Source organism: Nonomuraea gerenzanensis (genome assembly GCF_020215645.1).
Classification (GTDB): domain Bacteria; phylum Actinomycetota; class Actinomycetes; order Streptosporangiales; family Streptosporangiaceae; genus Nonomuraea; species Nonomuraea gerenzanensis.
In genome coordinates, this window is record NZ_CP084058.1 from 1,824,933 (window position 1) to 1,839,940 (window position 15,008).

At 71.0% G+C, this 15,008-nt stretch carries 13 protein-coding genes; all 13 read left to right on the top strand.

From position 1 onward, the window contains the following. The first annotated feature begins 102 nt into the window (after positions 1-102). The 13 genes from thrC (at position 103) to LCN96_RS08940 (ending at position 14,997) form a co-directional block, all read left to right on the top strand. Complete coding sequence (gene thrC, locus LCN96_RS08880) at positions 103-1,161, top strand: threonine synthase (RefSeq protein ID WP_225272105.1); 1,059 nt, start codon at positions 103-105, stop codon at positions 1,159-1,161. Positions 1,162-1,188: 27 nt separating this feature from the next. Continuing rightward, a complete protein-coding gene (gene thrB, locus LCN96_RS08885) occupies positions 1,189-2,094 on the top strand; it encodes a homoserine kinase (protein ID WP_225272106.1) in 906 nt (301 codons plus the stop codon). Between the two features lie 457 nt (positions 2,095-2,551). Beyond that, entirely contained in the window at positions 2,552-4,651 is a 2,100-nt protein-coding gene (gene rho, locus LCN96_RS08890) for a transcription termination factor Rho (RefSeq protein WP_225272107.1), read from the top strand. 144 nt (positions 4,652-4,795) lie between these two features. Continuing rightward, positions 4,796-6,049: a sensor histidine kinase gene (locus LCN96_RS08895; RefSeq protein WP_225272108.1), complete on the top strand. Its 1,254-nt coding sequence runs from the start codon at positions 4,796-4,798 to the stop codon at positions 6,047-6,049. Positions 6,050-6,058: 9 nt separating this feature from the next. Beyond that, entirely contained in the window at positions 6,059-6,694 is a 636-nt protein-coding gene (locus LCN96_RS08900) for a response regulator (protein ID WP_225272109.1), read from the top strand. 129 nt (positions 6,695-6,823) lie between these two features. Next, the gene (gene rpmE / locus LCN96_RS08905) at positions 6,824-7,042 is read left to right on the top strand and encodes a 50S ribosomal protein L31 (RefSeq protein WP_225272110.1); all 219 of its coding nucleotides are present in this window, start codon (positions 6,824-6,826) and stop codon (positions 7,040-7,042) included. Between the two features lie 90 nt (positions 7,043-7,132). Continuing rightward, positions 7,133-8,185 carry a peptide chain release factor 1 gene (gene prfA, locus LCN96_RS08910; RefSeq protein ID WP_225272111.1) on the top strand — a complete coding sequence of 351 codons (1,053 nt, stop codon included), beginning with the start codon at positions 7,133-7,135 and terminating at the stop codon, positions 8,183-8,185. Next, positions 8,182-9,036 carry a peptide chain release factor N(5)-glutamine methyltransferase gene (gene prmC / locus LCN96_RS08915; protein ID WP_225272112.1) on the top strand — a complete coding sequence of 285 codons (855 nt, stop codon included), beginning with the start codon at positions 8,182-8,184 and terminating at the stop codon, positions 9,034-9,036. Before prfA ends, prmC begins: the two co-directional genes overlap by 4 nt. Before the next feature lie 10 nt (positions 9,037-9,046). Beyond that, on the top strand, positions 9,047-9,694 hold the full coding sequence (locus LCN96_RS08920) for an L-threonylcarbamoyladenylate synthase (protein ID WP_225272113.1): 648 nt from the start codon (positions 9,047-9,049) through the stop codon (positions 9,692-9,694). Positions 9,695-9,782: 88 nt separating this feature from the next. After that, entirely contained in the window at positions 9,783-11,954 is a 2,172-nt protein-coding gene (locus LCN96_RS08925; protein ID WP_225272114.1) for a hypothetical protein, read from the top strand. Continuing rightward, complete coding sequence (locus LCN96_RS08930) at positions 11,955-12,323, top strand: hypothetical protein (protein ID WP_225272115.1); 369 nt, start codon at positions 11,955-11,957, stop codon at positions 12,321-12,323. A gap of 58 nt (positions 12,324-12,381) precedes the next feature. After that, positions 12,382-13,647, top strand: coding sequence for a serine hydroxymethyltransferase (locus LCN96_RS08935; RefSeq protein WP_225272116.1), 1,266 nt, complete (start codon positions 12,382-12,384; stop codon positions 13,645-13,647). Between the two features lie 57 nt (positions 13,648-13,704). Beyond that, positions 13,705-14,997 carry a glycosyltransferase family 4 protein gene (locus LCN96_RS08940; RefSeq protein ID WP_225272117.1) on the top strand — a complete coding sequence of 431 codons (1,293 nt, stop codon included), beginning with the start codon at positions 13,705-13,707 and terminating at the stop codon, positions 14,995-14,997. The last annotated feature ends 11 nt before the right edge of the window (positions 14,998-15,008 follow it).

The following is a 15,008-nucleotide window of genomic DNA, read 5'->3' on the forward strand; positions in this document are numbered from 1 at the left end:
CAACGCGGATCCCGCGGCGGAGTCCGACCCGTGGACGCGGCTCCGCGCCACGCGCATACACCCCGTACACTCGGTGCCCAACACCGCAGGTAGGGAGTCATCATGAGCAGGTCGTGGCGTGGCCTCATCGAGGAGTACCGCGAGCGTCTTCCGGTCACCGCGAAGACGCCGGTCATCACGCTGCTCGAGGGCGGTACGCCGCTGGTGCCCGCGCACCGCGTCTCGGCTCTCACGGGGTGTGACGTCTACCTGAAGGTGGAGGGGGCCAACCCGACGGGCAGCTTCAAGGACCGCGGGATGACGATGGCCATCAGCAAGGCGGTCGAGGAGGGAGCCAAGGCGGTCATCTGCGCCTCCACCGGCAACACCTCGGCCTCCGCCGCCGCCTACGCGGTGCGCGCGGGGCTGACCTGCGCCGTGCTGGTGCCACGGGGGAAGATCGCCATGGGCAAGCTGGCCCAGGCACTCGTTCACGGGGCCACGCTGCTGCAGGTCGAGGGGTCGTTCGACGACTGCCTGGAGATGACCCGCAAGCTGTCGTCCAGCTATCCGATCGCGCTGGTCAACTCCGTCAACCCGTTCAGGCTGCAGGGGCAGAAGACGGCGGCGTTCGAGATCGTCGACGCGCTCGGCGACGCGCCCGACATCCACTGCATCCCGGTGGGCAACGCCGGCAACATCTCCGCGTACTGGATGGGCTACCAGGAGTACGCGGACGACGGCGTCTCGACCAGGCGGCCGCGCATGTTCGGCTTCCAGGCCAGCGGCGCGGCGCCCATCGTCGACGGCGCGCCGGTCGCCCACCCGCACACCATCGCCACCGCCATCCGCATCGGCAACCCCGCCTCCTGGTCCCTGGCCACCGCGGCGCGCGACGAGTCGGGCGGCACCATCCAGGCGGTGACCGACCGGCAGATCGCGGCCGCGTACAAGCTGCTGGCGCAGGAAGAGGGCGTGTTCGTGGAGCTGGCGTCGGCCGCCAGCGTCGCGGGGTTGCTGCAGGCGCACGCGCAGGGCATGGTGGAGTCGGGGCAGCGGATCGTGTGCACGGTCACGGGCAACGGGCTGAAGGACCCTGACTGGGCCATTTCGGGGGCTCCCGCGCCGGTGGTCATCCCCATCGACGTCCACGCCGCCGCGGCGGCGCTCAACCTCGCCTGACGGGGAGTGACGAGGATAAGTGAACGAATGAGGACCGTTGACATTCGCGTGCCCGCGACGTCGGCGAACCTGGGGCCGGGTTTCGACGCGCTCGGGCTCGCGCTGAGCCTGCACGACGACGTGCGCGCCACGCTCACCGGGGAGCGCGGCGTCCACGTCACCGTGGAGGGCGAGGGTGCGGGGGAGGTGGATTCCGGCGAGGGGCATCTGGTCGTCAAGGCCATGCGCAAGGCGTTCGACCGCATGGGCGTGCCTCAGCCGGAGGGCATACGCCTGCACTGCCGCAACCGGATCCCGCACGCACGGGGGCTGGGATCGTCGTCCGCGGCCGTGTGCGCGGGCATTCTCGCCGCGCGCGCTTTGGCTGATAGCGAACTTTCCGACGACGACGTCTACGCCCTGGCCACGGAGATGGAAGGGCATCCCGACAACGTCGCCCCCTGCCTGGCGGGCGGGCTGACCGTCTCATGGTCCGACCACGACGGGCTGCCGCATATGGTGAGACTGGCTCCCGACCAGCGCATCCGTCCCGTCGCCGTCATTCCTTCGACGCGGCTGTCCACGGAGGCCGCACGGGGGCTGCTGCCGAAGGACGTGCCCCACAAGGACGCCTCCTTCAACGCCGGCCGGGCCGCGTTGCTGATCGCCGCGCTGACCCAACGGCCCGAGCGAGAGCTGCTGCTCGCCGCCACGGAGGATCGGCTCCACCAGCATTACCGCGCGCCTGCGATGAGGGCGAGCGCGGATCTGGTAGAACGTCTCCGTGCAGTGGGCGTGCCCGCGGTCGTTTCGGGAGCGGGTCCCACGGTTCTTGCGTTTTCGACATCGGATACGCAGGATTTGATCGCGCCAGAAGTGGGTAATGACTGGCACATCCAGCTAATGGACGTCGACCCGGTTGGTGCGGACGTTCAGTTCCCCGAGACACGCTGATGCCTCTTTAGACCTTCAGGGAATAGCCGTGTGCGCTGGTGATGTTAGGCTGATAGCCGCACCAGATGCCCCCTTGGTGGGTGCGTGCTTGTCAGCCACACATCGCTGCATCATGCTTCACGTCGCGAGGCGGAAGCAGCGCGGCTGTCTCCCCGGAATCCGTTGCCTCCGGTTGGCCCACACCCGGTTGGCTCAACGTGAGGTGGCGACGACGGGGATCTGCGCGTTCGAATCACATCGACATCTGGTTGGCGACAGCAATCTGGGGGGTGTCAGCCACGCGCCAAGGGCCATCGGCGGCGTGGAAGAACCCCTCCCCAAGAGTGGCGGCCGTCTGCATCGACAGCCGAAGATCGCAAAGTGCACCCCGACCCGGTCTGTCCCGCCGGATCGCAAGCACCTCCGGGACGCCCGGAAGAACAAATCCGGCGCCCGACCCCTGGGAAGGACCTTTTAGTTGAGCGACACCACCGAACTCCTCTCCGACGCGTCAGGCGCTGAGCCGGCGTCCGGCGACACCCCCACCCGCGCCGCGGCCAAGCCGCGTGCGCGTCGCTCCGGCACCGGCCTGTCCGCCAAGGTGCTGCCCGAGCTGCAGAAGATGGCAGCGGAGCTGGGCATCAGCGGGACCGGGCGCATGCGGAAGAGCCAGCTCATCGCGGCCATCCAGGAGAAGCAGGGTGGCGGATCCGGAGACGGCGCACCGACGGCCGCGGCTGTGGCCGAGTCGCCCGCCCCGAGCACGGAGGCGGCGCCCGCGGCCGAGCGGCCCACCCGTACGCGCAGGGAACGTTCCCGTACCAAGCCCGCCGACAAGCCCGCCGAGGAGACCGCCGCGCAGCCCGCCGTGGCGCAGGCCGCCGAGGCGGCTGCCGCGCCCGCGGTCAGCGCGCCGGAGCCGGTCGCGGCAGCCCCGGCGGAGCCCGTCGTGGAGCAGCAGTCCCAGCCCGTGGAGACGCAGCAGGGCGAGTCGCGCTCCGAGCGCGGCGAGAGCCGGCGCGAGCGCCGCAGCCGTGGCGAGCGCCGCGAGCGCGGCGACCGCGGCAGCGACCGCGGTGAGGGCGGCCGCGCCGAGAGCAGCCGTGACGGCCGTGACCGTGACGGCGCCCGTGACGGTGCCCGTGATGGCGCCCGCGACGGCGGTCGTGACGGTCGTGACCGTGACGGTCGCGACGGCGGCCGTGGCGAGCAGCGTGACCGCGTCGCCGCCGACTCCGGCAGCCGGGGCGACCAGCGCGGCGCCCGCGACGGTGGCCGTGACGGCGCCCGTGACGGTGGCCGCGACGGTGGCCGCGACAGCGCGCGTGACGGCGACGACGACGAGCGCGGCGGGCGCGGCCGCAGGGGCCGCTTCAGGGAGCGCAACCGCGGCCGTGGCCGCGAGCGTTTCGAGACGGGCGAGCCCGTCATCGGTGACGACGACGTGCTCATCCCGATCGCCGGCATCCTCGACATCCTCGACAACTACGCCTTCGTCAGGACCAGCGGTTACCTGCCCGGCAGCAACGACGTCTACGTCTCGCTGGCCCAGATCCGCCGCAACGGCCTGCGCAAGGGCGACGTCATCACCGGCGCCGTCAGGCAGCCGCGCGAGGGCGAGCGCCGCGAGAAGTTCAACGCCCTGGTCCGCCTCGACACCGTCAACGGCATGGACCCGGAGCAGGCCCGCAACCGGCCCGACTTCAACAAGCTGACGCCGCTCTACCCGCAGGAGCGCCTGCGCCTCGAGACCGAGCCGAACATCCTCACCACGCGGATCATCGACCTCGTCTCGCCGATCGGCAAGGGCCAGCGCGGCCTCATCGTCTCCCCGCCCAAGGCCGGCAAGACGATGGTGCTGCAGTCCATCGCCAACGCGCTCACCCGCAACAACCCCGAGTGCCACCTCATGGTCGTGCTTGTGGACGAGCGGCCCGAAGAGGTCACCGACATGCAGCGGTCGGTCAAGGGCGAGGTCATCCACTCGACCTTCGACCGTCCCGCCGAGGACCACACCACGGTCGCCGAGCTGGCCATCGAGCGCGCCAAGCGCCTGGTGGAGCTGGGCCACGACGTGGTCGTGCTGCTCGACTCGATCACCCGTCTCGGCCGCGCCTACAACCTGGCCGCGCCGGCGTCCGGGCGCATCCTGTCGGGTGGTGTCGACTCCACGGCGCTCTACCCGCCGAAGCGGTTCTTCGGCGCCGCCCGCAACATCGAGAACGGCGGCTCGCTGACGATCCTCGCCACGGCCCTGGTCGAGACCGGGTCCAAGATGGACGAGGTCATCTTCGAGGAGTTCAAGGGCACCGGCAACATGGAGCTCAAGCTCAACCGCTCCCTGGCCGACAAGCGCATCTTCCCCGCGGTGGACGTCGACGCGTCCAGCACCCGTAAGGAAGAGATCCTCATGGCCAAGGAGGAGCTGCAGATCGTCTGGAAGCTGCGGCGCGTCCTGCACGCGCTCGACATGCAGCAGGCGCTGGAGCTGCTTCTGGAGAAGATGAAGGAGACGAAGTCCAACGCGGAGTTCCTCCTCCAGGTCCAGAAGACCACGGTGAGCAACGACCGCGACTAGCGAGTCCGTGGCTGAGGGGGCGGCAGGCTGGTTCTGCCGCCCCCTTCGCTTGCGCCCGGGGGGTGGGGCTAGCCCCACCCCCCGACGGTTGCCTGCCGTATTCCCGCCGCGGCGCCGCCGGTGCAGGCTTGCAGCATGCGGACGGTGGCGTTGAAGAACCGCGTGCCGTTGGGGCCGATGGGGCCGCTCGGCGTGCTGGTGGATCCGATGACGTGGCGCGCGGCGCCGTACCTGCTGGTCAGCGGGGCGCTCGGGCTGATGTGGTATTTCGTGCTGGCCATCACGATCTCCGTCTCCCTCGCTCTGGCGGTGGTCTGGGTCGGGGTGCCGCTCGCGATCGCCACCGTGCTGCTGTGGCGCGGCAGGGCCCGGCTGGAGCGGCGGCTGCTGCGGCTGGCGTTCGGGATCGACATCGCCGACCCGTACCGGCCGCGTCCGGCGCGCGGGCTCGGCGCGCACGTGCAGTGGCTGCTGAAGGACCCGGCGACCTGGCGGGATCTGGGCTACCTGCTCATGCTGCTGCCGCTGGGGGCGATCGAGGGCGTGGTGTCGTTCGCCATGTGGATGGCGACGGGCGGGCTGCTGCTGGCGCCCCTCGTGTATCCGCTGGAGGAGGGGGCGGGCGGCAGCGGCTACTTCGTCGAGGACTGGACGGGGGCCTGGGGCGCCGGCTTCTTCGGCGCGCTGCTGCTGGTGCTCAGCGCGTACCTGGCCAAAGGGATGGCCTGGCTGCACGGGACGCTGGCGACGGTGCTGCTCGGCGGCGGCGAGGAGGAGCGGCTGCGGGCCAGCAGGGCCCGCGGCATCGACGCTGCCGAGGCCGAGCGGCGCAGGATCGAGCGCGACCTGCACGACGGCGCCCAGCAGCGGCTGCTGTCGGTGGCGGTGGACCTCGGGCGGGCGCAGTCGAAGTTCGACAGCGACCCCGAGACGGTCAGGGAGCTCATCGCGCAGGCCCACGCCGGCACCAAGGCGGCCATCGCCGAGCTGCGGAACCTGGCCAGAGGCATCCACCCGGCCATCCTGAGCGACCGGGGTCTCGACGCGGCCCTGTCGGGGCTGGCCGCGCGGGCGCCGATCAGGGTGGACGTGTCGGCCGACCTGGACGAGCGGCCGCCGCCCGCCGTGGAGAGCATCGCCTACTTCACCGTGGCCGAGGCGCTGGCGAACATGGCCAAGCACGCCGGTGCCACCGAGGCGTCGGTCACCGTGTTCAGGGACCGGCGCGGCGTGATCGTGGACGTGTGGGACAACGGCATCGGGGGCGCCGTCGCCATCCCCGGCGGCGGCCTGTCGGGGCTGGCCGACCGGGCGGCCACCATCGACGGTGTGCTGGTCGTGCACAGCCCCGTGGGCGGGCCCACGATCATCCGCGCGGAGCTGCCCTGCGAGTGGTAAGCCTGGGTCATGCGCGTGGTCATCGCCGAGGACTCCGTACTGCTGCGGGAGGGGCTGGCGCGGCTGCTGGCCGACGGCGGCATCGACACGGTCGCGGCCGTCTCCGACGGGCCCGCGCTGGTGGCCGCCGTCGCCGAGCACGCACCCGACCTGGCGATCGTGGACGTGCGGATGCCGCCCACGCACACCGACGAGGGCCTGCGGGCCGCGCTGCAGGTGCGCGCGGCCCGGCCCGACTTCCCGATCCTGGTGCTGTCGCAGTACGTCGAGGAGCGCTACGCCGGCGACCTCATCGGCCGGGCCGTCGGATACCTGCTCAAGGAGCGGGTGGCGGACGTGGCGGAGTTCCTGGCGGCGGTGCGGCAGGTGGCGGGCGGCGGCACGGTCATCGACCCCGAGGTGGTGGTGCAGTTGCTGAGCCGCCAGCGCCGCGGCGCGCCGCTGGACTCGCTGTCGCCCCGCGAGCGCGAGGTGCTCGCGCTGATGGCCGAGGGCCGCTCCAACACCGCCATCGCCGCCCGCCTGGTCGTCACCGAGGGCGCCGTGGAGAAGCACATCTCCGGGATCTTCGCCAAGCTCATGCTGGGCCCCGCGCCGGAGGACCACCGGCGGGTGCTGGCCGTCCTGACGTACCTGGGGCGCTGATCCCGAAGGGGAATGTCCGATGGCCTGGGATGGTTACACGATCTGGCACACTGGTAGCTGACCATTTTGCGGTTCCGGTTCACGCCATGCGTGAAGGCGACCCGGCGGCCGCACCCCGAAAGGACAGCGATGAAGCGCGACATCCACCCCGAGTACCACGTGACGCAGGTCTCCTGCTCCTGCGGCAACACGTTCACCACCCGCAGCACCGCCAAGAACGGCGTCATCCACGCCGACGTGTGCTCGGCCTGCCACCCGTTCTACACGGGCAAGCAGAAGATCCTCGACACCGGCGGCCGGGTGGCCCGCTTCGAGAAGCGCTTCGGCAAGAAGGCCACGGGCAAGTAGCTCCACCCACGCCGGCCCGGACGCACCCCGGTGCGCCCTGGGTCGGCGTTGTTGGTGAACGGCCATACTTTTACGAAAAAAGGACCCACGGTGAACCTCGACGAGTTGCTCAAGGAGTATTCCGAGCTGGAGCTGCAGCTCGCCGACCCCGCCGTGCACGCAGACCAGAACAAGGCCCGCACGCTCGGTCGCCGCTACTCCCAGCTCACGCCGATCGTCGGCACCTACCGCGAGCTCGACTCCGTCCGCGAGGACCTGGTGGCCGCCAAGGAGCTGGCCGGCGAGGACGAGACGTTCGCCGCCGAGGCCGCCGAGCTGGAGGAGCGCATCCCGCAGCTGGAGGAGAAGCTCAGGCACCTGCTCATCCCGCGCGATCCCAACGATGACAAGGACATCATCATGGAGATCAAGGCGGGCGAGGGCGGCGAGGAGTCCGCGCTGTTCGCGGGCGACCTGCTGCGGATGTACCTCCGCTACGCCGAGCGGCTCGGCTGGAAGACCGAGATCATCGACAGCCAGCCCTCCGACCTGGGCGGATACAAGGACGTCACGGTCGGCATCCGGGCCAAGGGCGACGAGGGCGTCTGGTCGCGGCTGAAGTACGAGGGCGGGGTGCACCGCGTGCAGCGGGTGCCCGTCACCGAGTCGCAGGGCCGCATCCACACCAGCGCCGCGGGCGTGCTCGTCTACCCGGAGGCGGAGGAGGTCGACGTCCAGATCGACCCCAACGACCTGCGCATCGACGTCTACCGCTCCAGCGGCCCCGGCGGCCAGAGCGTCAACACCACCGACTCCGCGGTCCGCATCACCCACCTGCCCACCGGCGTCGTCGTCTCGTGCCAGAACGAGAAGAGCCAGCTGCAGAACAAGGAGTCGGCCCTGCGCATCCTGCGCGCCCGGCTGCTGGCCATCGCGCAGGAGGAGGCCGAGGCCGCGGCCCAGGCCGAGCGCAAGTCGCAGGTGCGCACCGTCGACCGCTCCGAGCGGGTCCGCACCTACAACTTCCCGGAAAACCGGATCTCCGACCACCGCGTCGGCTTCAAGGCGTATAACCTCGACCAGGTTCTCGACGGCGAGCTGACCGCCGTCACCCAGGCCCTCATCGACGCCGAAATGGCGGAGAAGCTCGCACAACACTCATGACATTTCTGCTGGACGAGATCGCGCTCGCCACCGCCCGGCTCGCCGAGGCAGGCGTTCCTTCGCCGCGCACCGACGCGGAGGAGATCGCGGCGTTCGTCCACGGTGTGCGCAGGAGCGAGCTCCACACGGTCAAGGACTCCGAGTTCGACGCGCTCTTCTGGGAGGGTGTCGCCCGGCGTGAGGCCCGCGAGCCGCTGCAGCACATCACCGGACACGCCTACTTCCGCTACCTGGAGCTGGCGGTCGGGCCCGGCGTGTTCGTGCCGCGCCCCGAGACCGAGGTGATGGCCGGCTGGGCCATCGAGACGCTGCGCGAGATGGACGTCAACGCGCCCCTCGTGGTCGACCTCGGCACCGGCTCAGGTGCGATCGCCCTGTCCATCGCCCAGGAGGTGGCGCTGGCCGAGGTGCACGCCGTGGAGGTCGATCCGGCGGCGTACACGTGGGCCAAGCGCAACATCTCCGAGCTCGGCCAGGGCCGCACCCACCTGCACCCGGAAGACCTCGCCGAGGCGCTGCCGGAGCTCAACGGCAAGGTCGACCTGGTCATCTCCAACCCGCCGTACATCCCGCCCGGCGCCATCCCGCGCGACCCCGAGGTGCGCGACTACGACCCGTCCCGGGCGTTGTTCGGCTCGGGCGACGACGGGCTCGGCGAGGTGCGCGCGGTGGAGCGCACGGCCCGCCGCCTGCTGCGCCCCGGCGGCTGGGTGGCCGTCGAACACGCCGACGAACAGGGCAGGGCCGTCTACCTGACCTTCCCCGAGGACAACGGCTGGCGCGACGTGCGCCTGCGCCAGGACCTCACCAGAAGAGACCGCTTCGTCACGGCCCGGCTGGGCCAGGACTAGGATGCACGCCGTGGGACGACGTTTTGACTGCTCCGACCCCGACCAGCGGACCATCGCGCTGATGGAGGCCGCCGCGGCCGTCCGCCGCGGGGACCTCGTGGTGCTGCCGACCGACACCGTTTACGGCATCGGCGCCGACGCCTTCACCCCGGCGGCCGTCCAGTCGCTGCTCGACGCCAAGGGCCGGGGCCGCGACATGCCGCCGCCCGTGCTCGTGGGCACCGTCAGAGCCGCCACAGCGCTCGTGGACGACCTCGGAGCGTACGGGCAGGACTTGATAGACGCCTTCTGGCCCGGGCCGCTCACGCTCGTCTGCAAGGCCAACAGGGCCCTTTCCTGGGACCTGGGCGACACCAAGGGCACGGTGGCGGTCCGCATGCCGCTGCACCCGGTCGCGCTCGACCTGCTCAAGGAGACCGGCCCCATGGCCGTCTCCAGCGCCAACCGCTCCGGCGCGCCCGCCGCCACCACCGCGGAGGAGGCCGAGGAGCAGCTCGGCGACTCCGTCGAGGTCTACCTCGACGGCGGCAAGACCACCGACCACACCCCCTCCACCATCCTCGACCTCACCACGGCCGTGCCCCGGCTGCTGCGGCGCGGGGCCATCCCGGTGGAGAAGCTGCGCGGCATCATCGGGTACGTCGCCACCGACGACTGACGTATACCGGCTGCTTATTCCGGCTGCTATCGCGCTCGGGCCGTGATTACGGTGAGGCCCGGAGCGGCGATACGTCCGGGAGTGGCCCATGGGCAAGTACGACGGCATGGATCCCCAGCTGGTCCGTGACCTGCTGGCCGAGGTGAAACACGCGGCCACGGAGATGCGCACGGTCGAGGACCGGGTCAGGGCCACCATGCAGCGTGCGGGGGTGCCCATCGAGGCCGGGCATCGGCCTGCTCAGGTGGCTGATGCCGTGGGGGAGATGGTCAAGGACGTCGGTGGGCGGCTGGCCGTGCTGGAGAAGCGGGTCGATGAGTCCAAGGAGGTGCGGGGGGATCGGGAGCAGTACGGGAATCCGCGGGCGGGGGATGGGGACGGGGAGAAGACGACTGGGGGCGACAAGGGCACGGAGTCCGAGGGGAAGACGGGCTCTGATGGGGTGACCGGCTCGGATGGGAAGACGGGCTCCGACGAGAAGACGGGCTCCGACGGGAAAACGGGCTCCGACGGGGTGACCGGCTCCGATGGGAAGACGGGCTCCGACGCAGCGACGGGCTCGGACGGCAAGACCGGCTCTGACGGTAAGGCGTGCGATGACGCCGAGGACGCGGGGACCGGCGGCGAGAGCAAGACCGGGGACCAGCCCGCTGAGACGCCCAAGGACGACGATCGGGGCAGCAGGCGCGATCAGGGGACGGAACCGGATCGGGGCGTGACCGAACCGCCCGCCAAGGACACCGACACCCCGGCCCAGGACACCAATCCGCCGGCCCAGGAGGCCACTCCTCCGGCCCAGGGCTCGGACACCCCGGATCAGGGCACGGAAGCTCCTGCCGCCGACGCACAGGGCGCCGGCCAGCCCCGGGTGGTGGTGGTCGATGGCGTCAAGGTCCTGCAGGTGCCGCTCGACGCGCCCCAGGCGGCGGTGATCGAGGACATGCTGGAGAACCCGGACAAGGTGCAACCGGCCGAGATGCCGAAGCTCCCCGCCGCCGACGGCGACGTCATCTCCGCCGAGGCCAACCCGCCCGACCTGGACGCCCTCAAGACGGTCATCGAGGACCATCGCCAGATCGCGCCCCAGGACATGCCGGGCGTGCAAGTCCCGGCGGGCGAGTACGGCAAGGGCGAATGGGTCGAACGCGACATCCGCCCGGACGGCCCCGCGGGCTCGGTCGACGCCGGCAACCCGAGCACGGGCGGAGGCACGCCGACCACGCCGCCACCGGCCGACACGACGAGCGTCGGCGGCACGGCCTCGGACGGTGGCACGGCCTCGGACGGTGGCACGGTCTCGGACGGTGGCACAGTCTCGGACGACGGTGCGGGTGCGTACGGTGGCTCGACAGTCGGCGTGGTGCCGGACGGCGGCTCGGCGGCGGAGGCGTCGGGCGGCGGCGCCGCCACCACGGGCGATGACGCCTGCGACCAGGGCAAGGACGCGGACACCCCGCCGAACGGCGACGGCACAGGCGGGCAAACCACCGTCCCACCGACGGACCAGGACACGAAACCGGACCAACCGGCTGGCGACGGACGTACAGGCGACCAACCGGCTGGCGACGGACGTACAGAGGACCAGCCGGACGGCGATGCGCGCACGGACGACCAGCCGGAGCAGGGCGGCGGCGGCCCGGGAGAACCCGTCGCCATCCCGCCGACCGACCCCGCCGAGACGTCCACCGGCACCGCCGACACATCAGGCCGGTCCTCGGAGGCTCAGGGAGCGGCGGGCGCAGGGACGACGGCAGGCGGCACCGGTGCGGACGCCTACGGCCCGCCGCAGCAGGCGCAGCCCGGAAACAGGACGCAACCGGAGTACGAGATCCTGATCGCCTACGACGTGGAGCCCGGCTACGACACGACCACGGATGCGACCGTAACCGTGACAGCGGACGCCGCAATCGACGCGGCGGCGGGCGGGGCAGCGAATGTGACGCTGGACGCAGCGGCGGGCGGGTCGGGGGATGTGACGCTGGACGTGGCGACGGGCGTGAGCGCCGACGTACCCGCCGGCGCGGAAGCAGCCGCCTGGGCGACCGACGGCGGCGACGTCGTCAGCCACCACACCACCCCACCCACCCTCGACGCCCTCAAAACGGTCATCGACCACCACCGCGACATCCAGCCCCAAGACCTACCCTCCGTCCAAATCCCCCCAGGCGAGTACGGCAAGGGCGAATGGACCCCCGAGGACGTCGGCCCGGACGGCCCCCCGGGCTCGATCGCCCCCGGCCACCCGGAGAGGAGCGAGTAGATGTACGCCGACCCGCCGCCCCCCAGGGCCAAGGGCAGGAACGAGTCCCCGCCCCCCTCCCCGGACGGACTGGACGGCGTCCAGCATCCCTGGAAGTTCAACCCGGACTACCAGAAGCTGGTCGAGGCCTGGGACGAGGTGCTGCCGCGCCTGGAGACGCTCAGGACCACCCTCGACAAGGCGTACTCGCTGGCCAGGAGCCCGCAGACGTGGGACGCGCCGGTGGGGGAGCGGTACGTGGAGGACATCAGGGAGTGGCGGCGCAGGCTGGCGCTCTACCGGCACTCGGTGCTGACGTCGATCAGCGACGCGGCGGAGGACACGCCGCGGTGGGTGCGGACCACGGATGTGCCACAACCGTTCTGGTGAAATTTCGGGGAATATCCGGCATATGGGCAAAACGGACATTGCGCCGTACAGTGGAGAAATGGGTGCGGAGCCCTACTACGGGCCGGATTTCGGGATGTTGCGCAGCCGGGATCCCGAGATCGCGCAGATCCTGCTCGACGAGCTCGACCGGGTGCGCGGCGGGATCCAGCTCATCGCGAGCGAGAACTTCACCTCGCCCGCCGTCCTGGCCGCCCTGGGTTCCACCCTCACCAACAAGTACGCCGAGGGCTACCCGGGCAGGCGCTACTACGGCGGCTGCGAGGTCGTGGACCGGGCCGAGCGGCTGGCGGTGGAGCGGGCGTGCGGCCTGTTCGGGGCCGAGCACGCCAACGTCCAGCCGCACTCCGGCGCCTCGGCGAACCTGGCCGCCTACGCCGCCCTGCTGCAGCCCGGCGACACCATGCTGGCCATGGCGCTGCCGCACGGCGGCCATCTCACCCATGGCTCCAAGGTGAACTTCTCGGGAAGATGGTTCGACGTCGTGCCGTACGGAGTGCGTCGCGACACCGAGCTGATCGACTACGACGAGGTGCGGGACCTGGCGTTGCGGCACCAGCCGAAGCTGATCGTGTGCGGCGCGACGGCGTACCCGAGGCTGATCGACTACGCGGTGTTCCGCGGCATCGCGGACGAGGTGGGGGCGTGGCTGCTGGCCGACGCGGCGCATCCGATCGGGCTGATGGCGGGTGGTGCGATCCCGTCGGCGGTGCCGTACGCGGACGTCGTGACGTTCACCACGCACAAGGCGCTGCGCGGGCCGCGCGGCGGCGCGATCCTGTGCACGCGGGAGCTGGCCGGGAAGATCGACCGGGCGGTGTTCCCGTTCGTGCAGGGCGGGCCGCTGATGCACGTGGTGGCGGCCAAGGCGGTGGCGTTCGCGGAGGCGGCGCGGCCGGAGTTCGCCGACTACGCCAGGCGGGTGGTCGCCAACGCGCGGGCGCTGGCCGAGGCGCTGGGGGTGGAGGGGATGCGGGCCGTCTCCGGCGGCACGGACACCCATCTGGCGCTGATCGACCTGCGCGGGGCGGGCGTGTCAGGGGCGGAGGCGGAGCGCAGGTGCGCGGACGCGGGGATCACGCTGAACCGCAACGCGGTGCCGTACGATCCCGAGCCGCCCGCGATCACCTCGGGCATCCGCGTGGGCACGCCGTGCGTGACCACTCAGGGGATGGGGCCCCAGGAACTCAAGGAGATCGGCACGCTCGTGACCCGAGCGGTGCTGCATCCTGGCAGCTCGGCGGAGGTCAGGGAAAGAGTTGCGGCGCTGCTCGCCATCCATCGTCCATATCTCAGCGAATATTAAGCGGTTCTGTGTCGATTTCCGGTCACAGCTGGCCGGAGCATCCGGGAAACTAGGTTCGTGCGCGAATACCTGTTCATGGCGCTCATCTCGGCGGCGGTCACATATCTGCTGGTGCCGCTGGTGCGCCGCTTCGCCATCCGTATCGGCGCCATGCCCGAGGTTCGCGAGCGCGACGTGCACACCACGCCGACGCCCAGGCTGGGCGGCCTGGCGATGTACGGCGGTCTCGTCATCGGCCTGCTGACCGCCAGCCGGCTCCCGCACACCGGCGAGACCCTGGCCAGCCACAACGCCGACGTCGTCACGGCGCTGATCGTGGCGGGCGGGCTGATCACGGTGACCGGGTTCCTCGACGACTGGTGGGGCATGGACGCCTTCATCAAGCTCGGCGGGCAGATCGCGGCCGCCGGCGTGCTGGTCGCCTTCAACATGCGGCTGCTCTACATCCCGCTGCCGAAGGACTGGGGCGGCTCCACCAGCCTCGACTACACCCTCAGCACGATCATCACCATCCTGGTCGTGGTCGTGACGATCAACGCGGTCAACTTCGTCGACGGTCTCGACGGGCTCGCGGCGGGCATCGTCTGCATCGCCGCCATGGCCACCTGGGCCTACTCGATCTTCCTGGCGCAGAGCATGAGCGCCGGCAACATCACCACGACCGCCGCCATCGCGGCCGTGCTCATCGGCACCTGCCTGGGGTTCCTGCCGCACAACTTCCACCCGGCCAAGATCTTCATGGGCGACACCGGGGCGATGCTGATCGGCCTCGTGCTCGCCTCCTCCATCGTGACGGTGACGCCGCTCGACCCCGCCGCCATCGAGAGCGTGAACAAGGTCGGTGTGCTGCTGCCGCTGATGCTGCCCGCCGCGGTGCTGGTCCTGCCGCTCATCGACCTCATCACCGCCGTGGTGCGCCGCACCTCGCAGGGCCTGTCCCCGTTCGCGCCCGACCGCGGCCACCTGCACCACCGGCTGCTCGACATCGGCCACTCGATGCGCCGGTCCGTGCTGATCATGTACGCGTGGGCGTTCCTGTTCGCCTTCGGCGTGGTGCTGCTGGCACGCGTGGGTGTGCCGGTGCTGTGGTTCCTCGTGGTGATCGTCCTGGCGCTGGCCGTGCTGGTGCTGATGGCCGCTCCGCGCTGGCGGGGCAGGGGCGGGGCGCACTCCGCTCCGCGCAACAAGCAGCCCGATGACGACGACGGCCCGCCGACCGGTCCGATGCCGCCGATCCTGCCGGACACGCAGGTCAGAAGACCGCAGATGCCGCCGGCCGACGGCTCTTCCCGCGAGCGCGCGACGGCCGAGGGAAATCCGGTCATTCCCGCCTTTCCGAGCCGTCCTTGATCGGGAACTAG

Excerpts from the sequence above, each read along its gene's own strand:
- thrB (WP_225272106.1), top strand. The coding sequence starts at position 1,189 with ATGAGGACCGTTGACATTCGCGTGCCCGCGACGTCGGCGAACCTGGGG.
- LCN96_RS08935 (WP_225272116.1), top strand. The coding sequence starts at position 12,382 with ATGGGTGCGGAGCCCTACTACGGGCCGGATTTCGGGATGTTGCGCAGC.
- LCN96_RS08925 (WP_225272114.1), top strand. The coding sequence starts at position 9,783 with ATGGGCAAGTACGACGGCATGGATCCCCAGCTGGTCCGTGACCTGCTG.
- LCN96_RS08930 (WP_225272115.1), top strand. The coding sequence starts at position 11,955 with ATGTACGCCGACCCGCCGCCCCCCAGGGCCAAGGGCAGGAACGAGTCC.
- rpmE (WP_225272110.1), top strand. The coding sequence starts at position 6,824 with ATGAAGCGCGACATCCACCCCGAGTACCACGTGACGCAGGTCTCCTGC.
- prmC (WP_225272112.1), top strand. The coding sequence starts at position 8,182 with ATGACATTTCTGCTGGACGAGATCGCGCTCGCCACCGCCCGGCTCGCC.
- thrC (WP_225272105.1), top strand. The coding sequence starts at position 103 with ATGAGCAGGTCGTGGCGTGGCCTCATCGAGGAGTACCGCGAGCGTCTT.
- LCN96_RS08900 (WP_225272109.1), top strand. The coding sequence starts at position 6,059 with ATGCGCGTGGTCATCGCCGAGGACTCCGTACTGCTGCGGGAGGGGCTG.